The 19,392-nt window shown below is 72.4% G+C and carries 16 protein-coding genes and 1 pseudogene; 14 read left to right on the top strand and 3 right to left on the bottom strand.

Going from position 1 to position 19,392, the window contains the following annotated elements; all coding sequences use genetic code 11:
• The first annotated feature begins 152 nt into the window (after positions 1–152).
• Positions 153–1,661 carry a GTPase ObgE gene (gene obgE, locus ACH442_RS03690; protein WP_396120984.1) on the top strand — a complete coding sequence of 503 codons (1,509 nt, stop codon included), beginning with the start codon at positions 153–155 and terminating at the stop codon, positions 1,659–1,661.
• 57 nt (positions 1,662–1,718) lie between these two features.
• Positions 1,719–2,168: a GNAT family N-acetyltransferase gene (locus ACH442_RS03685; RefSeq protein ID WP_396120983.1), complete on the top strand. Its 450-nt coding sequence runs from the start codon at positions 1,719–1,721 to the stop codon at positions 2,166–2,168.
• Here ACH442_RS03685 and trpS read toward each other — a convergent pair.
• Complete coding sequence (gene trpS / locus ACH442_RS03680) at positions 2,157–3,146, bottom strand: tryptophan--tRNA ligase (RefSeq protein ID WP_396120982.1); 990 nt, start codon at positions 3,144–3,146, stop codon at positions 2,157–2,159. The two genes, ACH442_RS03685 and trpS, sit on opposite strands and share 12 nt — an antisense overlap.
• Positions 3,147–3,398: 252 nt before the next feature.
• Between trpS and pepN the strand changes: the two genes are divergently transcribed.
• The 7 genes from pepN to ACH442_RS03645 are packed head-to-tail and all read left to right on the top strand — an operon-like array spanning position 3,399 to position 10,494.
• Complete coding sequence (pepN, locus tag ACH442_RS03675; RefSeq protein WP_396120981.1) at positions 3,399–5,888, top strand: aminopeptidase N; 2,490 nt, start codon at positions 3,399–3,401, stop codon at positions 5,886–5,888.
• A 56-nt stretch (positions 5,889–5,944) separates the two neighbouring features.
• Positions 5,945–7,447: an ATP-binding protein gene (locus tag ACH442_RS03670; protein ID WP_396120980.1), complete on the top strand. Its 1,503-nt coding sequence runs from the start codon at positions 5,945–5,947 to the stop codon at positions 7,445–7,447.
• Positions 7,448–7,506: 59 nt separating this feature from the next.
• The gene (nadD, locus tag ACH442_RS03665; protein WP_396120979.1) at positions 7,507–8,112 is read left to right on the top strand and encodes a nicotinate-nucleotide adenylyltransferase; all 606 of its coding nucleotides are present in this window, start codon (positions 7,507–7,509) and stop codon (positions 8,110–8,112) included.
• Between the two features lie 40 nt (positions 8,113–8,152).
• Positions 8,153–8,557 carry a ribosome silencing factor gene (gene rsfS, locus ACH442_RS03660; protein WP_396120978.1) on the top strand — a complete coding sequence of 135 codons (405 nt, stop codon included), beginning with the start codon at positions 8,153–8,155 and terminating at the stop codon, positions 8,555–8,557.
• Positions 8,554–9,201: a histidine phosphatase family protein gene (locus ACH442_RS03655; protein ID WP_396120977.1), complete on the top strand. Its 648-nt coding sequence runs from the start codon at positions 8,554–8,556 to the stop codon at positions 9,199–9,201. The genes rsfS and ACH442_RS03655 overlap by 4 nt, the downstream gene beginning before the upstream one ends.
• Positions 9,198–9,611 carry a hypothetical protein gene (locus ACH442_RS03650; RefSeq protein WP_396120976.1) on the top strand — a complete coding sequence of 138 codons (414 nt, stop codon included), beginning with the start codon at positions 9,198–9,200 and terminating at the stop codon, positions 9,609–9,611. The genes ACH442_RS03655 and ACH442_RS03650 overlap by 4 nt, the downstream gene beginning before the upstream one ends.
• Before the next feature lie 34 nt (positions 9,612–9,645).
• On the top strand, positions 9,646–10,494 hold the full coding sequence (locus ACH442_RS03645) for a DegV family protein (RefSeq protein WP_396120975.1): 849 nt from the start codon (positions 9,646–9,648) through the stop codon (positions 10,492–10,494).
• Between the two features lie 50 nt (positions 10,495–10,544).
• Here ACH442_RS03645 and ACH442_RS03640 read toward each other — a convergent pair whose 3' ends face one another.
• On the bottom strand, positions 10,545–11,588 hold the full coding sequence (locus ACH442_RS03640) for a hypothetical protein (RefSeq protein ID WP_396120974.1): 1,044 nt from the start codon (positions 11,586–11,588) through the stop codon (positions 10,545–10,547).
• 8 nt (positions 11,589–11,596) lie between these two features.
• Positions 11,597–12,358, bottom strand: coding sequence for a putative protein N(5)-glutamine methyltransferase (locus tag ACH442_RS03635; RefSeq protein ID WP_396120973.1), 762 nt, complete (start codon positions 12,356–12,358; stop codon positions 11,597–11,599).
• A gap of 406 nt (positions 12,359–12,764) precedes the next feature.
• On the opposite strand from ACH442_RS03635, the gene ACH442_RS03630 reads away from it, so the two are divergent.
• The 5 genes and pseudogenes from ACH442_RS03630 to ACH442_RS03610 all read left to right on the top strand — a co-directional run.
• Positions 12,765–13,568 carry a helix-hairpin-helix domain-containing protein gene (locus tag ACH442_RS03630; protein WP_396121035.1) on the top strand — a complete coding sequence of 268 codons (804 nt, stop codon included), beginning with the start codon at positions 12,765–12,767 and terminating at the stop codon, positions 13,566–13,568.
• Between the two features lie 284 nt (positions 13,569–13,852).
• The gene (locus ACH442_RS03625) at positions 13,853–16,204 is read left to right on the top strand and encodes a ComEC/Rec2 family competence protein (protein WP_396120972.1); all 2,352 of its coding nucleotides are present in this window, start codon (positions 13,853–13,855) and stop codon (positions 16,202–16,204) included.
• Positions 16,205–16,221: 17 nt separating this feature from the next.
• Positions 16,222–17,535, top strand: a complete 1,314-nt coding sequence (locus tag ACH442_RS03620; RefSeq protein ID WP_396120971.1) for an acyltransferase family protein — start codon at positions 16,222–16,224, stop codon at positions 17,533–17,535.
• A gap of 125 nt (positions 17,536–17,660) precedes the next feature.
• Positions 17,661–18,644: a DNA polymerase III subunit delta gene (gene holA, locus ACH442_RS03615; RefSeq protein WP_396120970.1), complete on the top strand. Its 984-nt coding sequence runs from the start codon at positions 17,661–17,663 to the stop codon at positions 18,642–18,644.
• Positions 18,641–19,027: pseudogene (locus tag ACH442_RS03610) on the top strand (hypothetical protein); the annotation flags it as partial. The gene holA and the pseudogene ACH442_RS03610, both read left to right, overlap by 4 nt.
• Positions 19,028–19,392: the final 365 nt, after the last annotated feature.

Here is a 19,392-nt window from a genome sequence, read left to right as displayed (position 1 = left end):
GGCGGTGGGCGTTGGGTGGCGTGGGGACAAAACGGCCACCGGACAGGGCGTCCATCCGGCACGGCGGCCCGCGGAGCACAGTTCGGCAGAGCATGAGGGGCGCGAGCCCACCGGGCAACCGGGACAGAAGAAGCGTTTCTAGGAGTTGAGTCGTGACCACGTTCGTCGACCGGGTCGTGCTGCACCTGCAGGCGGGTGACGGCGGGCACGGCTGTGTCTCCGTGCTCCGGGAGAAGTTCAAGCCGCTCGGCGGGCCGGACGGCGGTGACGGCGGGCACGGCGGCAGCATCACGCTGGTCGTCGACCCGCAGCAGCACACGTTGCTGGACTTCCACTTCCACCCGCACGTCAAGGCGACCAACGGTGGCGGTGGCGCCGGTGCGAACCGGGACGGCGCGAACGGCAAGGGCCTGGTCCTGAAGGTGCCGGACGGCACGGTCGTGATGACCACGGACGGCGAGGTGCTGGCCGACCTGGTCGGCGCCGGAACCGAGTTCGAGGTGGCCCGCGGTGGTCGCGGCGGTCGCGGCAACCGGGCGCTGGCCAACACCCGCCGCAAGGTGCCCGGCTTCGCCGAGCTGGGTGAGCCGGGCGACCAGCTGGACGTGGTGCTCGAGCTGAAGAGCGTGGCCGACGTCGGTCTGGTGGGTTTCCCGTCGGCCGGCAAGTCGTCGCTGATCTCGGTGCTGTCCGCGGCCAAGCCGAAGATCGCCGACTACCCGTTCACCACGCTGGTGCCGAATCTGGGTGTGGTGCAGGCCGGCGAGGAGACGTTCGTCATCGCCGACGTGCCCGGGCTGATCCCGGGCGCGGCCACCGGCAAGGGCCTCGGCATGCAGTTCCTGCGGCACATCGAGCGCACCTCGGTGCTGGTGCACGTGCTGGACGCGGCGACGCCCGAGATCGACCGGGACCCGCTGGCCGACCTGGACGCGATCGAGGCCGAGCTGAACGCGTACGGCGGCTTGGAGGACCGGCCGCGCATGGTCGTGCTCAACAAGATCGACATTCCGGACGGGCGGGATCTGGCCGACATCGTCCGCCCCGATCTGGAGGCCCGCGGCTACCGGGTGTTCGAGGTGAGCGCGGTGACCCGCGAGGGTCTCAAGGAGTTCAACTACGCGCTGGCGGCCCTGGTCGCCGAGACCCGGGCGGCCAAGCCGGTGGAGGAGGCGACCCGGGTCGTGATCCGCCCGCGCGCCGTGGACGACACCGGCTTCACGATCGAGAAGGACGAGGACGGCGTCTTCGTGATCCGCGGCACCCAGGTGGAGCGCTGGATCAAGCAGACGAACTTCGACAACGACGAGGCGATCGGCTTCCTGGGCGACCGGCTGGAGCGGCTCGGTGTCGAGGACAAGCTCGGCAAGATGGGCGCGCAGGCCGGCGACCCGGTCCGGATCGGCACGCGCGAGTTCGACTGGCACCCCAACGCCGGCGAGTTCGTCTCCGGTCCGCGTGGCACCGACGCCCGCCTGGAGGAGCTGGACCACCGGCCTTCCGCGGCTCAGCGGCTGGCCGCCCGCAAGGCCCGCCGGGTCCGGTCGGAGGACGAGATCGCGCACATGGCCGCCGACGGAACGGTCACCAGCGTCGCCAACTCGCAACTGCCCGTGCTGGTCAGTGACGACGACTACGACGAGGACGACACCGGCGAATAGCGGACCGTCCAGTTCTTCGCAACCCTGAAGAAACGGACGTCACGTACGGTCACCTTCGTGCTTATCGAATCGCGTCCCGCCCTGGACCCCGAACTTGCCGCTCTCGTGACTGCTCAGCAGCGCGAAATGGCGGAGGCCGGAGCCGGCAACGGGAAGATATTCGAACCGCACGATGACGTGGAGTATCTGCTCGGAACGGTGAACAGCCGGGCGGTCGCGTGCGCGGCCTGGCAGGCCCTGGAACCGGGGGTTGCCGAGCTGCTGCGCATGTACGTCCGCCCGGCCTTCCGGGGCCGCGGGCTGGCCCGTCAGCTGATCGTCGCCGTCGAGGAGGAAGCGCTCGCGGAGGGCCGGCCGGTGATCCGGCTGGAGACCGGGGTTCACCTGCCCGCCGCGATGGCCCTCTACCAGTCCTCGGGTTACCGGCAGATCCCCGCGTTCGGGGGTTACGCCGGCAACCCGAGCAGCGTCTGCTTCGAGAAGCGGCTCCCCGCGTTAGTCCAGTAGACCGATGCCGGCCCGGGCGCGGCGCACGGTCGCGGCCGCGGTCGGGCGGACTTTCTCGGCGCCGGCCGCGAGCACCCCGCGTACAAGATCAGGGTTTGCGGCAAGCTCCGCGTGACGCGCCCGGATGGGCGCCACCACCGCCTCGACCGCGTCGGTGACCTCCTGTTTCAGCGTCGCGTAGGAGGTCGCGTCGGACGGCTCCCGGCCGGTGAGCTCGGCCAGGATGTCGATCAGGTTGGTCACGCCGGGCTGGTGCTCCCGGTCGCGGCGGACCAGCCCGATCGTGTCGGTGGCGGCCCGCGCGATCGTGCGGCGGATCACCTCGGGCGGGTCGAGCAGACCGATCCGCCCTGTTCCGGTGCTCTTGCCCATCTTGGTGGTCGGCTCGGCGAGGTCCATGATCCGTGCGGCCGAGTCCGGGCGGACGCCCTCGGGGACGGTGAACGTCGTGCCGTACCTCGTGTTGAACCTGATCGCGAGGGTGCGGGCCAGCTCCAGATGCTGGTTCTGGTCCTCGCCGACCGGCACCTGCGTGGTGTCGTAGAGCAGGATGTCGGCGGCCATCAGCACCGGGTAGGTGAGCAGGCTCAGCCGGATCGGGCCGCCGGCCGCGGACTTCTCCTTGAACTGGATCATCCGGGCCGCCTCGCCGTGCGCGGCCACGCATTCCAGCAGGTAGTGCAACTCGGTGTGCTCGCGGACCTGGGACTGGACGACGATCGGCGTGCGGTCCGGGTCGACGCCGGCGGCGAGCATGACCGTGGCCTGCTCCAGCGCGAAACGGCGTACCGAGGAAGGGTCGTGGTCCATGGTCATCGCGTGCAGATCCGCGATCAGGGCGATGGACTCGGTGGTGTCCTGCGCGGCGATCAGCGGGCGCAGCGCGCCCAGCAGGTTGCCGAGGTGCAGCCGGCCGGTCGGCTGAAAACCGGTGAGGCGGCGGGTCAGGGCAGGTGTGTCGGTCACGGTGGTCGTCATGAGAGGTCTCCGATTTGCCGGGTACGAAGACCGCCCCGCCCCCGGAGAACCATGCGCGCAACGCGAAACGGCCGCCCGGGTGGGGCGGCCGCGGATGTCAATCGCGCGTGGGAAGAGGCCGCCCGGTCAGGGCAGCCACCAGTTGGTGCAAGTCACGCGCATGCTCCGAAGTTAACGCGGACGGCCGATCACGGCAAGTGATCACCGACATGGCTGCGCGGTGGACGAGCCGTTACCGGCATGATTGTCATCATGCCGACCCTGACCCGCGCCGAGGCCGCCACCCGGGCGTCCCTCGTCGACGTCGAGAGCTACCACGTCGACCTGGACCTCACCGGGACCGGCGACACGTTCCGGGCCCGCACCGTGGCACGTTTCCGGGCCCGTCCCGGCGCCTCGACGTTCTGTGAGTTCGAACCCGCCGCGATCACCTCGATCACCCTGAACGGACAGCCGGTGCCGCACACCGCGGTGACCGGCGGACGGCTCGCGCTGACCGGTCTGGCCGAGGTGAACGAGCTGGTCACCGACGCGACGATGGCGTATTCGAACAACGGCGAGGGCCTGCACCGGTACACCGACCCGGCGGACGGCTCGGTCTACCTCTACCAGCACCTGTTCATCAACAACGGCGGCCGGGTGCTGCCCTGCTTCGACCAGCCGGACCTGAAGGCGTCGTTCCGGGTGAGCGTGACCGCCCCGGCCGACTGGACCGTGGCCACCAACGGGCAGCTGGTCTCGCGGGACGGCGGGCGCTGGGAGTTCGCCGCGACCGAGCGGATCTCGACGTACCTGGCCAGCCTGATCGCCGGCCCGTGGCACGTGCGCACCGACGAGCACGACGGCATCCCGCTGGCGCTCTACATCCGGGCCACGCTGGCCGAGCAGCTCGACGCGCAGGCGCCGGAGATCTTCGAGATCACCAAGCAGTGCCTGGACCGGTTCCACGAGATGTTCGAGATCCGCTACCCGTTCGGGCACTACCAGCAGGCCTTCGCCCCGGAGTTCAACTTCGGCGCGATGGAGTACCCGGGGCTGATCGTGCTCCGCGACGAGTTCGTGCCCCGCTCCACGATCACCGAGACCGAGCGGGAGCACCGGGCCGGCGTGATCGCGCACGAGATGGCCCACCAGTGGTTCGGCGACCTGGTCACCATGGCCTGGTGGGACGACCTGTGGCTGAACGAGTCGTTCGCGGAGTACCTGGGATCCCGCGTCGCCGCCGAGGCCACCCGGTTCACCGGCACCTGGACCACGTTCGCGATCCACCGCAAGGCCTGGGGGCTGCGCGCCGACCAGCGCCCCTCCACCCATCCGGTCGCGCCGTCCGAGGTCGCCGACACGGACGAGGCGCTGATGAACTTCGACGGCATCTCGTACGCCAAGGGTGCCTCGGTGCTCAAGCAACTCGTCGCCTGGCTCGGCGACGACGCGTTCCTCGCCGGGGTGAACGCGCACTTCAAGACCCACGCGTACGGCAACGCCACGCTCGCCGACCTGCTCAGCGCGCTGTCCAAGGCGAGCGGGCGCGACCTGTCCGGCTGGGCCGAGCTGTGGCTGCGCCGGGCGCAGGTGAACACGCTGCAGCTCGAGGCGCGGCGCGACGGGGACGTGTACGCCGAGGTCGCGCTCGTGCAGACCGCTCCGGAGGACTTCCCGACGCTGCGCCCGCACCGGATCGGGATCGGCCTCTACGACCACGCGGGTGGCGCGGTGACCCGGCGGGAGCTGATCGAGACCGAGATCGAGGCGACCGGGCGGACCGTGCTGCCCGGCCTGGCCGGGGCCCGGGCCGCGGATCTCGTGCTGGTGAACGACGGGGATCTGGCGTACGGGAAAATCCGTCTCGACGACGACTCCTCGGCCGCCGTTCCGCTGCTGTTGCCGCTGCTGACCGACTCGCTGGCCCGCGCGGTGATCTGGGCGTCGGTGCTGGACGCGGTGGTGGACGGCGAACGCCCGGTCGCCGAGCTGGTCACGCTGGTGCTCACCGCGCTGCCCGCCGAGACCGAGACGGTGATCGTCGAGGACGTGCTGCGCGCCACCCGCGGCCTGGTCGACCGGTACGCCACCGCGGAGACCCGCCCGGCCGCCCTGGATCTGGTCGCGCAGGCCGCCGACCGCCTGGTCGCCTCCTCCGAGCCGGGCAGTTCCCGGCAACTGGTCGCGGCCCGCGGCCTGATCGGCGCCACCCTCGACACCGCCCGGCTGCGCGCCTGGCTGACCGGCGCGGCCGTCCCGCCGGGGCTGGTGGTCGACGCCGACCTGCGCTGGCTGATCCTCTACCGGCTGACCGTGCTCGGCGCGGCCGGGGTCGACGCGATCGAGGCGGAGCTGGCCGGGGACCGGACGGCCAGCGGCGAGCAGTGGGCCGCGCGCTGCCGTGCCTCGCTGCCCGACCCGGCGGCCAAGGAGGCGGCGTGGGCCGCGGTCGTCGGGGACGCCTCGCTCTCCAACCGGCTGGTCGAGCTGACCGCGGGCGGCTTCTGGCAGCCGGAGCAGCGGGAGTTGCTGGAGCCGTACGTGAGCCGTTACTTCGCCGAGATGCCGGGGATGATGCGGATCCGCTCGGGGATGAGCGCGGAGAAGACCGCGCTGGCGGCGTACCCGACGGTGATGGTCTCGGCCCGGACCCGGGAGCTGGCCGCCGAGCTGCTGGCCCGGCCGGACCTGCACCCGATGCTGCGCCGGGTGGTCCTGGACAACGACGACGACATGCGGCGGGCGCTGGCCTCGTCCTGACTTTTCCGGTTTTATCCGCGTTCACCCCGGTAGCCTGATGCTACGGGGGTGGATGCGTGGAATGGTCCGCTGAACTGTCCAGCGGCCTGCTGCAGGCCGCGCCGGACGCGATCCTGGTCTTCGACGGCCCGCGGATCGCCCTGGCGAACGACCGGGCCGGCCAGATGTACGGCTGGCCCGCCGCCGACCTGGTCGGTCAGCCGGTCGACGTGCTGCTGACCGGCGAGTCCCGGGCGCTGCTGCCGGACCGGCAGCGGGTGATCGAGTCGTCCCCGCCCGGGTCGATCGGCACGGTCGTGACCACCGCTCGCCGCCGCGACGGGACGGAGTTCCCGGTCGAGTCGTCGACCACGGTCGTCGAGACGCCGCAGGGCCGGCTCGCCGTCGCGGTGGTCCGCGACCTGACCGAGCGGATCCGCGCCGAGGAGGAGAAGGCCAAGCTCCGCGCCGAGACCCAGCTGCACCGCAGCCAGCGCCTGGAGAGCCTGGGCCAGCTGGCCGGCGGCATCGCGCACGACTTCAACAACATGCTCGGCGTGATCCTCAACTATGCGAGTTTCGTGATCGAGGAGGCCGAGGCCCCGTCGCCCGACCTCAAGGCGATCGCCGCCGACGCCCAGCAGGTGATCCGGGCCGGCACCCGCGGCACCGACCTCACCCACCAGCTGCTCGCTTTCGCCCGCCGTGAGGTGGTCCGGCCCCAGCCGATCGACCTGAACGAGCGGATCGGCGAGCTGGAGGCCGGTCTGCGCGAGACGCTGGGCGACCGGATCACGCTGATCTTCCGGCCCGCGCCGGACCTGCCCGCGGTCACCTTCGACCCCGGCCAGATCGAGCAACTGCTGGTCAGCCTGGTACGCAACGCCAAGGACGCGATGCCCGACGGCGGCAACCTGGTGATCGACACCCACCGGCTGGGCGATCGGGTCCGGCTGCGGGTCTCCGACTCCGGCACCGGCATGACCGCCGACGTGCTGGACCGGGCGTTCGACCCGTTCTTCACCACCAAACCCAAGGGTGAGGCCACCGGGCTGGGCCTGGCCACCGTGTACGGCGTGGTCAACCAGGCCGGCGGTGACGTCGCCCTGGCCAGCGAGCCGGGTCTGGGCACCACGGTCACCGTGGTGCTGCCGGCCGGGGGCGAGGTGGTGCCGGAGGAGAGCGAGACGTCACCGGCCGCCGTCCGCGGTAACGGCGAGACGGTTCTGGTCGCCGAGGACGAGGACGCGCTGCGCGACGTGGCCGGCCGGATCCTCACCGGCGCCGGATACCACGTGATCAGCGCGGACTGCGGGCCGAAGGCGCTGGAAGTGGCCGCCGGGCACAGCGGGGAGATCGACCTGCTGCTCAGCGACGTGGTGATGCCCGGGATGCTCGGCAAGGAGCTGGCCGAACGGCTCACCGACGTGCGGCCGTCGACGCGGGTGCTCTACATGTCCGGGTATGCCCAGCCGGTCCTGGCCTCCCAGGGCACCCTGGACCCCGGGGTCGAGCTGCTGGAGAAGCCGTTCACCTCGAACGACCTGCTGACTGCGGTAAGAAAGCGCCTGGACGGCTGAACTCCGTCCGACCACCCCGACCCCCGCCCCTGAATCGGAAGAAAAGCTACCCTTCTCGGATGTCAGCACGGCGCATCGGGATCATGGGTGGCACGTTCGACCCGATCCACCACGGTCACCTGGTCGCGGCGAGCGAGGTGCAGGCCCGCTTCCAGCTGGACGAGGTGATGTTCGTCCCGACCGGGCAGCCGTACGAGAAGGGCAGGGTCTCGCCCGCCGAGGACCGTTACCTGATGACGGTGATCGCCACCGCCTCCAACCCGCGGTTCCACGTCAGCCGCGCGGACATGGACCGGGACGGGCCCACCTACACCGTCGACACGCTGCGTGACATGCGCGCCGTCTACGGCCGGTCGGCCGAGTTGTTCTTCATCACCGGCGCCGACGCCCTGTCCCGGATCATGTCGTGGCGTGACGCGCTGACCATGCTCAGGCTGGCGCACTTCATCGGCGTGACCCGGCCGGGCTTCGAGCTGTCGGCGGCGAACCTGCCGGAGGACAGTGTCACCCTGGTCGAGGTCCCGGCGATGGCGATCTCGTCCAGCGACTGCCGTCGGCGGGTCGCCGGGGGCCTGCCAGTCTGGTACCTGGTCCCGGACGGTGTCGTGCAGTACATCAACAAGCGAGGGCTCTATCGGGACTCGGGGATTGTCGGACCCGCGTGAGACACTTGACCTGTTGTTGAACCCGATCGAGGGGACTCTTTTGTCGATTAACGAGCGCGCTTACGAACTGGCGATGGCGGCTGCGCAGGCCGCTGCCGACAAGAAGGCGCAGGACATCTCCGTCATCGACGTCGGCGACCAGCTCGCCATCACCGACGCCTTCGTCATCGCCTCGGCGTCCAACGAGCGTCAGGTGGTCTCGATCGTCGACGCGATCGAGGAGGCTCTGGTCAACCTGCCGGAGAAGGCGAAGCCGGTGCGCCGCGAGGGCGAGCGGCAGGGCCGGTGGGTGCTGCTGGACTACGTCGACATCGTGGTCCACGTCCAGCACACCGAGGAGCGGGAGTTCTACGCCCTCGACAAGCTGTGGAAGGACTGCCCGGTGATCCCGTTCGTCGACCGGGACATGGTCGACGCGGGCGCCTCCGGTACCGACGCGCCGTGACCAACCGCCTGATCGTCTGGCGGCACGGCAACACCGACTGGAACGCGGCCGGTCGCTTCCAGGGCCAGGCCGACGTGCCGCTCAACGACCTCGGTCGCCGCCAGGCGGCGCAGGCGGCCCGGGCGCTGGCGGGGCTGCGACCGGCCGCGATCGTCTCCAGCGACCTGCGGCGTGCCGCGGACACCGCCGCCGCGCTGTCCGCGGTGACCGGGCTGACCGTCGGTCACGACGAGCGGCTCCGCGAGCGGTTCTTCGGTGAGTGGCAGGGTCTGACCGGGGCCGAGATCGAGGCCCGGCACCCCACCGAGATGCGCCGCTGGCGAGCCGGTGAGGACGTCGTCGGCGAGGGCGTCGAAACCCTCGACGACCTGGGCAAACGGATGAACGACGCGTTTCTGGACGCGTCGGCCCTGGCCCCGGGTGGCGTCGTCGTGGTCACCACGCACGGCGCGGCGGCCCGGCAGGGGCTGGCCCACCTGCTCGGCTGGCCCGCCACGGCGGTCCGCACGCTGCGGGCGCTGCGCAACTGTCACTGGGTCGAGCTGACCTGGGACGAGGGGCCGGGCTGGCAGTTGTCGGCGTACAACGTCGGTGTTCCCGCCGAGGGGAACCGATCGGCTTCCGGGAGCGTCCAAGCACCATGATCCGTCGAACTGTCCTCCCCGCCGCACTCCTCATGCTGCTCGTCGCCGGTTGTGGAAACTCGTCCGACGGGGCCGGCTCGACCTCGTCGGGCTCGGTGCCCTCGGCGGCCCCCTCCGCCTCCGTCTCCGCGCCGGCCTCGGCGCTTCCCGAGGCGACCAAGCCGGCGAAGCCCGTGACCAGCAGCACCACCACGATCACCGGCACGGTCGCCTCCGGCGTCGAGCCGAACTGCACGCTGCTGCAGGAGACCGGCGGTGGCACCCGCCTGCTCGTCTTCAAGGACGAGTCGCTGCGGGCTTCCGCCGCGCCGGGCAGCAAGGTGAGCGTCACCGGCACCCCGCAGCCCGGCATGATGTCCACCTGCCAGCAGGGCGAGCCGTTCCTCGTGTCGTCGGTCACACCGGGCTGATCCCATGCGGGCGCGCGATCAGTAGAGTTCGTGCATGACCATCGCGGTCGTCACCGATTCCACGGCATATCTGCCCGCCGAGCTGAGCGGGCGATATGAGCTGACCATCGTGCCGCTCACCGTCGTGATCAACGGCTGGGACGGCCTGGAGGGCCTGGAGATCGCCCCGGCCGAGGTGGCCCGGGCGCTCGGCGGGCGCCGCTCCTCGGTCAGCACGTCCCGGCCCGCCCCCTCCCAGTTCGCCGAGGTCTACCGCAAGCTGCTGGCCAACGGGGCGGACGGGGTCGTCTCCGTGCACCTGTCGGCCAAGCTCTCCGGCACGTTCGAGGCCGCGCAACTCGCCGCGGCCGAGATCGGCCCCCGCGTCCAGGTCGTGGACAGCGGCACCGCCGCGATGGGGCTCGGCTTTCCCGCCCTCGCCGCCGCCGCAGCGGCAGTTCAAGGTCAAGACCTCGATGCGGTACGTCGGGTCGCCGCCGACCACGCGCAACGCGTCAGCACCCTGTTCTACGTCGACACGCTGGAGTTCCTGCGCCGCGGCGGCCGGATCGGGGCGGCGTCGGCCCTGGTCGGGACGGCCCTGTCGGTCAAACCGATCCTGCACGTGGTGGACGGCGCCGTGGTGGTGCGCGACAAGGTGCGCACGGCCGGGCGGGCGCTGACCCGGCTCGTCGACCTGGCCGTGGAGGCCGCCGGCGACGGGGAGGCGGATGTCGCGGTGCACCACCTGGGGACGCCGGAGCGGGCGTCGGCACTGGTCGACGCGATCACGATGCGGCTGGGGGACCGGCTGCGCGACTGCTACCTCACCGAGGTGGGGGCGGTCGTCGCCGCGCACACCGGGCCCGGGCTGGCCGGCGTGGTCGTGCACCGGCGCAGTTGACCCCTTCACGGTGGCTCCCGCCTCGCGCTCGCGTGATGTACGAAGCAGATCTAGGGCGGCCAGCCCTCCGCGCGCCAGCGTCCGGGGCTGAGGTCGTCGACCGGGGTCAGATCCAGATCGGTCCAGGGCACGATCCGGTCCTCGCCCAGCAGCACCTCGTCGGCCGCCGGGAGCAGCACCGGGCCGTCGGCGGGCCACAACGCCTGCGTGCGCCAGCCGCTCTCGTCCGAGCCGGTCAGCCGCAGCCCCGCGGCCTCCGGCAACTCGGCGGCCTGCCGGTTGTACTCCTCGACGGCCAGGATCCGCTCGGCCCGCGACACCAGGTCGTGCAGCGGATGACCGGGCGGCGCGGGGTACGGGATCGGACACCCGTCACGGCCACTGACGTACGCCATCGGGGTCAGCGACCGCGACGACTTCGCGTAGATCTCCTCGGCCTGCACGAACAACGCCCGGACCAGATCCGGGTCGTCGGCGGTGACGAGCAACGTGCCGCGCTCCGGCGCGAACGCGACCGGACGGCCCCCGACCTGCCCCGCGATCCGCTCCAACCAACCCGGGAGCAGCAGGTGCGAGGTCCAGTACGCGTTGCCGTCGTCCACGAAACGCACCACGACCGGTTTGCTGGACGGGGCCCCGTGCAGCACCGCGCCGGGCAGGTTCGCACGGGCGGCGTCGAACACCCGCTCGGCCGTGACGTTCCAGAGAGCCAGTTGCGCCGGGGTGACGTACGTCATCGTCTCCGGATGATCGACCACGACGAACTCGGACAGGAACGGCAAGGCCGGGCGGCGGATCGGCGCTCCCGGCGCGCCGCCGCGCAGAACCGGGCGCAGCATCGGCGCGGCGCTCGCCCAGTCCGGCGGAAGATTGCCCACGCGAAGCGCCGACGCCAAGTGTTCGCCCAAGTCACGACGGTTGCGGCCGAGCAACGGCGCCAGCGGCAGAATGGTCGGCTCGGCGTCGCCCGGCACGGTGAACCGGATCTCGAACCCGGACCGGTGATAGCGGGCGTCCGGCACGCCCGCACGGCGCAGACGCCGGATGACCCGGCCGGCCAGCCGGGCGCGGGCGACCCTGCGTAACAGCCCCACAGCGCTGCCTATCGTCTCGCGGTGATCACACGGGCGTCGCGATCATCGTCGGTGACCACGGCAGGCGTCAATCCATTCCCGGCCACGGCGGCGATCGCGGCCTCGACCTGGGCCTCGGTGACCTCGGAGAGCAGGAGCCCGCCCGGCGCCAGCCAGGTACCCGCGCCGGCCAGAACCGCCCGGAAGACGGTGAGGCCGTCGTCGCCCCCGTCCAGTGCGGTGCGCGGCTCGTGGTCGCGCGCCTCGGCCGGCAGGAACGGGATGTGCCTGGTCGCGACGTAGGGAACATTGGCCAGCAGCACGTCGATGCGCCCCGTCAACTCCGCGGGCAGCGCGTCGAAGAGATCACCCCGGTGCACGTTCTCTCCCAGATTCTCCTCGGCGCAGGCCACCGCGGCCGGGTCCAGGTCGGCGACGTGCAGACAAACCCCGGAAACCTTCTCCCGTACGGCGAGACCGAGCGCCCCCGAACCACAGCAGAGGTCGACCACGAGCGGGGCAGGGTGCCGTCCGGCCTCCTCGACGGCCACCTCGACCAGCAGTTCGCTGCGGAGCCGGGGCACGAAGACGCCCGGCCGGAGCCGGACCCGGACCCCGCCGAAATCCGCGAACCCGACCACCTGCTCCAGCGGCTCGCCCGCGCACCGCCGCTCGACCAGCGCGGCCAGCTCCGGGCCGCCGGCCGCCACCCCGGTCAGCACCGCGGCCTCGTCCTCGGCAAAAACGCAGCCCGCGGCCCGGAGCCGGCGGATCGCCTCATCCTCGGTCACACGCCGTCCTTAGCAGAGCGGGAAAGGTCATGGAAGTTGTCCACAGTGCCGGTCTGTCCACAGCCCGCCCGGCACCGGCCCGCCGGAAGTCCCAGACTTCGACCCCGTGCGAGAGGCGAAGGATACCGACGACGTCGTGGCGGCCCGGATGCGGGCGCTGCACGCCGGACAGCCGGCCGGGGCACCGGCCCGGGGTGAGCTGGCAGCCAGCGGTGGGCCGCTGCGGTGGTCGGACGTCGTTCCGGCGTGGTCCGAGATCGACGGCGCGGGACCGTCCGGTTCCACCCGTTCCGGTGACCCGGCCGGTTCCGGCTTCTTCGATCCCGTCGAGGCGGGTGAGTTCAGGGGATCAAGGGGTGATGGGCGTGGTCTGCCTGGCGGAGCTGACCGAACCGGCGAGGTTCCGTTGCCTTCCCGGCTTCCCCGGGGCGGCGGAGGCCCGGAGACGGATGCTGCGGTGCCTGACCGGGATTGGACCGAGCCGTTCGACGAGCGGTATGCGTGGAAGATCGAGGACCCTCCCGAGCCGGCCCTCCCCGGCCGAGGCGCCTTCGGCGGCGAGGACGAGGGCGGCCCGCGGAAGTGGCTGCACGCCTTCGACCCCGGGCGGCCCGGCGTCCGGGCGCTGGCCGCGGTGGCGGTGGTGGTCGCGCTGGTCGCGGCATTCCTCGCCTGGCGGGCCCGGCCCCGGGTCGATCCGGTCGCCCCGGGACTCACGGCGGCCACCACCAGCATCGACGCGGCCGGCCCGGGCGCTTCTCCGGCCGCGTCTGTGTCAGCCACGGAAGTTGTGGTCGCGGTCGGAGGCAAGGTTCGCCGGCCAGGGCTGGTCAGGCTGGCGCCCGGCGCCCGGGTGGCGGACGCGCTGACCGCGGCCGGCGGCGCCGAACCCGGGGTGGACGTCTCCGCGCTCAACCTCGCCCGCAAGGTCACCGACGGTGAGCTGATCATGGTCGGCGTTCCCGTGCCACCCGGCGTGACGACCGCTCCGGCCGCGGCCGGCTCCAAGGCGGCCGGCGGCCTGATCAACCTCAATGCGGCGACGCTGGCCGACCTGGACGACCTGCCTGGCGTGGGTCCGGTCCTGGCCCAGCGGATCCTGGACGCGCGGGATGCGCAGGGCGGCTTCCGGGCGGTGAGCGACCTGCGCAAGGTGGACGGGATCGGGGATGCGCGCTACGAGCAGCTGAAAGACCTGGTGACGGTGTGACCGGGCCGCCTTCCGGCCGGCCCGAGCCCGGCCGGCCTCCCGGCTGGTCATCCGCCGGCCGGCCCCGGCCCGGCTCGCCTTCCGGCCGGTCTCCCGCCGGCCGGCCCCGGCCCGGGCCGCCTTCCGGCCGGTCTCCCGCCGGCCGGCCCCGGCCCGGCTCGCCTTCCGGCCGTTCCGAGCCCGGCCGGTCCCGGTCCGGACCGCCTCCCGGCCGGGCTCGGAACGGTCGGTCGCGGTCGTCTGCGCGGGATCAGGCGTCGCCCGATCTGCGGCTGGCCGGGTTCATGGTGGGCGCTTGGCTCGCGGCACTGAGTGCGCTGCATCTCAGCGCTCGCAACGGGCTGCTCCTCGGCGGAGCGGCTCTGATCGTGGCCGGGCTGAGCGCTCTGGCCGGGCCGGCGAGGAACAAGGCGGAGGAGGCGGCGGGAGGGCGGGCCGCGGAGAACTCGCCGGCTCAGCCCACCCGCCTCTGGCGCGGCCTCCGCTGGATCGTCGTGACGATCGCCCTCGGCGCCGGCTGCGGTGCTCTCGCAACCGCCGCCCGGGTCAGCGTCCGCGAGGCGAAACCCTTGGTCGCGCTCATCGACTCCGGTGACCCGGTGGACCTCTGGGCGGTCGTGCGCGACGACCCGCGGGCGCTGACCGGGCCGGCCGGGCCACCGACGTACCTGGTGGCGATCGATTTGCAACGCGTGCGGCTCGCGGACGGCGGTGACCCGATCCGGTTGTCGGCGCGGGCACTCGTGCTCGGCCGCGACCCGGGCTGGCGCACCCTGTCACCCGGCCAGCATCTGACCGCCACCGGGCGGCTCATGGCGCCGCGCCCGGGGGATCTGCGGGCGGCCGTCGTCTCCGTACGCGGCTCGCCGCATCTCGTCGGGGAGCCGTCGTGGGCCCAGCGTGCCGCCGGCGCTCTTCGCGCCGGGCTGCAGCGCGCCTGCGAGCCGCTGCCCGACGACTCCGGTGGGCTGCTCCCGGGCCTGGTGGTGGGGGACACCAGCCGCTTGGATCCGAGTCTCGAAGCTGACTTCCAGGCGACCGGTATGACCCACCTCAACGCCGTGAGCGGCTCGAACGTCGCCATCATCCTGGGTGTCATTCTTTTCGTGGTACGGCGTACCGGCGCCGGCCCCGTCCTGTGCGCGGTGATCTGCGGTGCGGCGCTGGTCGGGTTCGTGATTCTGGCCCGGCCCTCGCCGAGCGTGATCCGGGCCGCCGCGATGGGTGCGATCGGGCTGCTCGGCCTCGCGTCGGGGCGGCCCCGGGCGGCGGTCCCGGCGCTGGCCGCCGCGGCTGCCGTGCTGCTGCTGGCCGATCCGGAGCTGGCCGCGGACGCCGGGTTCACGCTGTCCGTGCTGGCCACCGCCGGTCTGCTGCTGCTCGCGCCGCTGTGGCGGGACGCGCTGCGCGCCCGCGGCTGGCCGCCCGGGGCCGCCGAGGCCCTCGCCGTCCCGGCGGCGGCGCAGGTGGCCTGTGGTCCGGTGATCGCCGGGCTGTCCGGCACGGTCAGCCTGATCGCGGTCCCGGCGAACCTGGTCGTGGTGCCGGCCATCGCCCCGGCCACGCTTCTCGGGGTCGCTGCGGCGCTGCTGTCCCCGGTGTGGCCGGCCGGTGCGGAGTTCGCCGCCTGGCTCGCGCACTGGCCGGCCGCGTGGCTGGTGCTGGTCGCGCGGGTCGGGGCGCGGGCGCCGGCCGGGGCGCTGCCCTGGCCGGACGGTGTGCCCGGGGCGTTGCTGCTGGCCGGGCTCACGGTGGCGGTCCTGGTCGCGGCGCGGTGGGCGGTGGCCCGCAAGCTGGCCGCGATCGTGGCGGCGTGTGCGGTGCTCGGCGCGCTGCCGGTGCGGCTGCTCGCCTCCGGGTGGCCGCCTCCGGGCTGGCTGGTGGTGGCGTGCGCGGTCGGGCAGGGCGACGCGATCGTGCTGCCGGCCGGGGACGGGCGCGCCGTGGTCGTCGACGCCGGACCGGAGCCGGAGCCGGTGGACGGGTGTCTGCGCCGGCTCGGGATCCGGGCGGTGGTGCTGTTCGTGATCAGCCACTATCACGTGGATCACATCGGCGGGGTGGAGGGCGTGTTCCGGGGGCGTTCGGTGGCGGCGGTGGTCGGACCGGACTGGCCCGAGCCGGCCGGTGGACGGCAGCGGGTGGCCGAGGCCGCCGGGACGGCGGGGACGCCGGTGTCGGCGGTGGGGCCCGGCTGGGCGTACGGGGTGGGCGGTTTGCGTCTTGAAGCTCTTGGTCCTCTGGAGCCGATGCACGGGACCAACTCGGATCCGAACAACAACTCGCTGGTCCTGCGGGCGACGGTCGCCGGGCGGACCGTGCTGCTGCCCGGTGACGCCGAGACCGAGGAGCAGAACGATCTGATCGGGCGGCTCGGCGCGGCGGCGCTGCGGGCGGATGTGCTGAAGGTGGCGCATCACGGCAGCGCGCTGCAGTCGCCGGAGCTGCTGGACGCGGTGGATCCGGCGGTCGCGCTGGTGTCGGTCGGCGTGGACAACGACTACGGGCATCCGAACGCGTCGGTGCTGGCCCGCTTGGCGCGGGGCGGGGCGCGGGTGATGCGTACCGACCAGTCGGGTGATGTCGCCGTGACCGCCACCACCAGCGGCCTGGCCGTGACCGCACGAGGGAGCTGACCGCTCGTTGAAGGGGTGTGGTCCTGAATGCGAACCCGGTCGGGGTGGAGAGTGGGGCGGGCCGGCTGCGGTGGCTGGACGCACTGCGCGGGCTGGCTGTGCTGGCGGTGGTCTTCGAGCACGTCAGCGACTACGTGGCGCCGGAGGTGAAGCACGCCACCCGGTATGTGGCGCATGCCGGGATCTTCGGCGTCACACTGTTCTTCCTGGTCAGTGGGTACATCGTGCCGGCTTCGATCGAGCGGCGGGGTGAGGTGCGGCGGTTCTGGATCGGGCGGCTGTTCCGGCTCTACCCGGCGTTCCTGCTGGTCCTGGCGGTGGCGGCGCTGCTGTCGGTGTGGCGGCCAGGGATGGTGCCGCGCGCGTTGCGGGAGCACACCGGCACGACGGTGCTGGGCCACCTGACGATGCTGCAGGACATGCTCGGCGGCGTGAACGTGCAGCAGCAGTTCTGGACGCTCACCTACGAGATGTTCTTCTATCTGCTGGTCACGACGGCGTTCGTGGCCGGTGTGCACCGGTTCAGCGCGGGGATCGCGACGGCGCTGGCCACGGCGGCGGTGGTGCTCGGCGGGGTGCTGCCGTCCGGGATGTTCGCCGGCGATCCGCTCGCGCTGCGGAACGTGACAGTGGTCACCGCGGTGGTCATGGTCGCCGGCGTGGTCGCCGTGTGCCGTCGCCGTGCGGCCGGGGCGGTGCTGCTGCCGGTGCTGGTGTTCGGGCTGCTCGCGGTGAACCAGCCGGGCGGCCCGTGGGAGGGTTTCGTCGTGCTGGCGGTGATGTTCACCGGGACCGCGCTGTACCGCGCCGAGCGGGGGCAGATCACCGCGGGCCGGGCGGTGCTCGCGGCCGGCGCCGTGTTCGGCGCGGCGGTCTTCGCGGTCTACCGGTACGGCGGGATCTGGGACATGGTCGGCATGAGTGCGCGGCTGGCCAGGAGTTCCTGGGTGAGTGCGGTGGCGCTGGCGCTGATCGTCTTCGGTCTGGGCCTGGTGTGGCGGCACCGGCAGGTGCCGCGGTGGCTGTCGTGGCTGGGGACGGTCAGCTACTCCGTCTATCTGACGCATGTGCTGGTGCTGCGCCTGCTGAGTGACCACCTGACCGGGGCGGGGATTCCGGCCCGGCTGGGCTGGACGGCCGCCTTTCTCGGCATCACGCTGGTGCTGAGCCGGCTCTGTCACCGGTGGATCGAGTTGCCGTTCCAGGCGCTCGGACGACGACTCGCCGATCGTTCGACACTACCGGGAATATCCGACATGCCGGGAGTGGCTCGCGAGTTTTCGACCCCGTCGGAGCCGACGAGCACGGGACAGGGGTCGCCGCGTCGATAGGTGAGAGTGCAGGCCACGTACACCAAAGCATGCTTGCGTGCCGATATGTCGGGTTTCGCGTTCAGTGATCCGTCGGGCTGTGCTGAAGAGTGAGCCTCGCCGGAGTGTCAGTGGGACGTGCGAACATGGCACGCGTGAACGCCGCGCCACCGCCCTCGTTGCTGCTCGTCCAAGGCGACGAGGAACTCCTCGCCGCCCGTGCCGTCACCGCGGCGGTGGACGCGGCGCGTGCCGCCGACCCCGGCGCCGACGTCCGGGAATATGAGGCCGGTCAGCTCAGCGCCGGCGAGGTCGCCGAGATGCTGAGCCCGTCCCTGTTCGGCGGCCGGCGCGCGCTCGTCCTTCGCAACGGGCAGGACGCGCGCAAGGAGCTCGTCGCCGCCCTGCTGGCCTACGCGAAGAATCCCGACCCCGACGTCACGCTGATCGTCACCCACCCGGGCGGCGCCAAGGGCAAGCCGTTCGCCGACGGCCTGCAGAAAGCCGGGGCCACCGTCGTCCCGGCGATGAAACTCAAAGGCGACCGGGAGCGGATCGCCTTCGTCCGCGACGAGTTCCGCCGGGCCGGCGGCCGGTGCGACGAGGCGGCCGCGTCCGCGCTGCTCGCCTCGGTCGGCAACGACCTGCGGGAGATCGCGGCGGCCTGCTCGCAGCTGATCGCCGACACCGACGGCAAGGTGACCGAGGCGGTCGTCGCGCGCTACTACAAGGGCCGCGCCGAGGTCAGCGGCTTCACCGTGGCCGACGCGGCGATGATCGGCGACCTGCCGGGCGCGCTGGAAGCGCTGCGCTGGGCGCTGCACGTCGGTGTCGACCCGGTGCCGATCGCCGACGCCATCGCCGACGGCGTGCGGACCGTCGCGCGGGTCGCCTCGGCCGGCAAGGGCAACCCCTATCAGCTGGCCGGCACGCTCGGCATGCCGGCCTGGAAGATCCAGCGGGCCCAGGAGCGCAGCCGCGGCTGGACGCCCGATGGCCTGGTCGACGCGATGCGCGCCGCCGCCGACTGCAACGCCGCCGTCAAGGGCGGCGCCGAGGACCGGGGCTATGCGCTCGAGCAGGCCGTCTTCGCGGTGGCCACGGCACGGCGAGGCGGTGGCACACGATGACCAGGACAGTTCGTTCGCGCCGGGCCGGTGCCGCCCACCAGCCGCTCTACGCCCGCGCGCTGCGCCTGCGCCACCTCAGCCTCGGCGGGCTGCTCTGCTTCGTCTTCCTCGAAGGCGCGTTCGCCCTCGGCGTCCTGCTCGCGCTCGCCGAGCTGGTCAGCTGGTGGGGCGTGCTCGTCCTGCCGGCCGCCGTCGCGGTGATGGTGAAATTCAACGACCTGGTGGCCGGCTGGCTCGCACCCCCGGCCCCGATCGCCGAGCCGGTCGCGGCCCGCGCCGCCGTCTCGCGGAAACGGCACACCCACCGCCCGCATGCCGCCGAGTGGCCGCACGGTTCGGCGGAGTGGGCAGCGCCGGCACGCGTGCGGACGCCGGTCGTCCCGCCGCCGGTCGACACCGGGGCGCGGTCCACCGGGGTGGTCTGGTTCCCGCCGGAAAACGGTTACGGTCGCCGCTCCGCCTCGCCGGAAATGCCGTCCGACCAGGGGATGGTCGTCAACACCGCCCCGGTGCGGCGTCCGTGGTCGCAGGATCTCGACGTTCGCCAGCAGATGGCGCGACAGTCCGCGATGCGGCGCTACGAATAGCGTTTTCACACCCGATTTCGCCGTACGGTCATGGCAGCCTCGACTCCGTGGCCGAGGGTCGACTATGGGCGCGCTCGGGTTGTCGTGTGCTTTGGTGGGGCGCTCGGCCGGAGTGGTCGATGTCATGTCCGTCGACTTGATACCCGGCTGACGCATTCCGG

The sequence above is a fragment of the Actinoplanes sp. NPDC020271 genome (genome assembly GCF_044388125.1).
Lineage (GTDB): Bacteria > Actinomycetota > Actinomycetes > Mycobacteriales > Micromonosporaceae > Actinoplanes.
This window is presented reverse-complemented; position numbering and strand designations above follow the sequence as displayed.

Excerpts from the sequence above, each read along its gene's own strand:
- trpS (WP_396120982.1), bottom strand. The coding sequence starts at position 3,146 with ATGACGACCACCGTGACCGACACACCTGCCCTGACCCGCCGCCTCACC.
- pepN (WP_396120981.1), top strand. The coding sequence starts at position 3,399 with ATGCCGACCCTGACCCGCGCCGAGGCCGCCACCCGGGCGTCCCTCGTC.
- nadD (WP_396120979.1), top strand. The coding sequence starts at position 7,507 with ATGTCAGCACGGCGCATCGGGATCATGGGTGGCACGTTCGACCCGATC.
- ACH442_RS03650 (WP_396120976.1), top strand. The coding sequence starts at position 9,198 with ATGATCCGTCGAACTGTCCTCCCCGCCGCACTCCTCATGCTGCTCGTC.
- ACH442_RS03645 (WP_396120975.1), top strand. The coding sequence starts at position 9,646 with ATGACCATCGCGGTCGTCACCGATTCCACGGCATATCTGCCCGCCGAG.
- ACH442_RS03625 (WP_396120972.1), top strand. The coding sequence starts at position 13,853 with ATGGTGGGCGCTTGGCTCGCGGCACTGAGTGCGCTGCATCTCAGCGCT.
- holA (WP_396120970.1), top strand. The coding sequence starts at position 17,661 with ATGGCACGCGTGAACGCCGCGCCACCGCCCTCGTTGCTGCTCGTCCAA.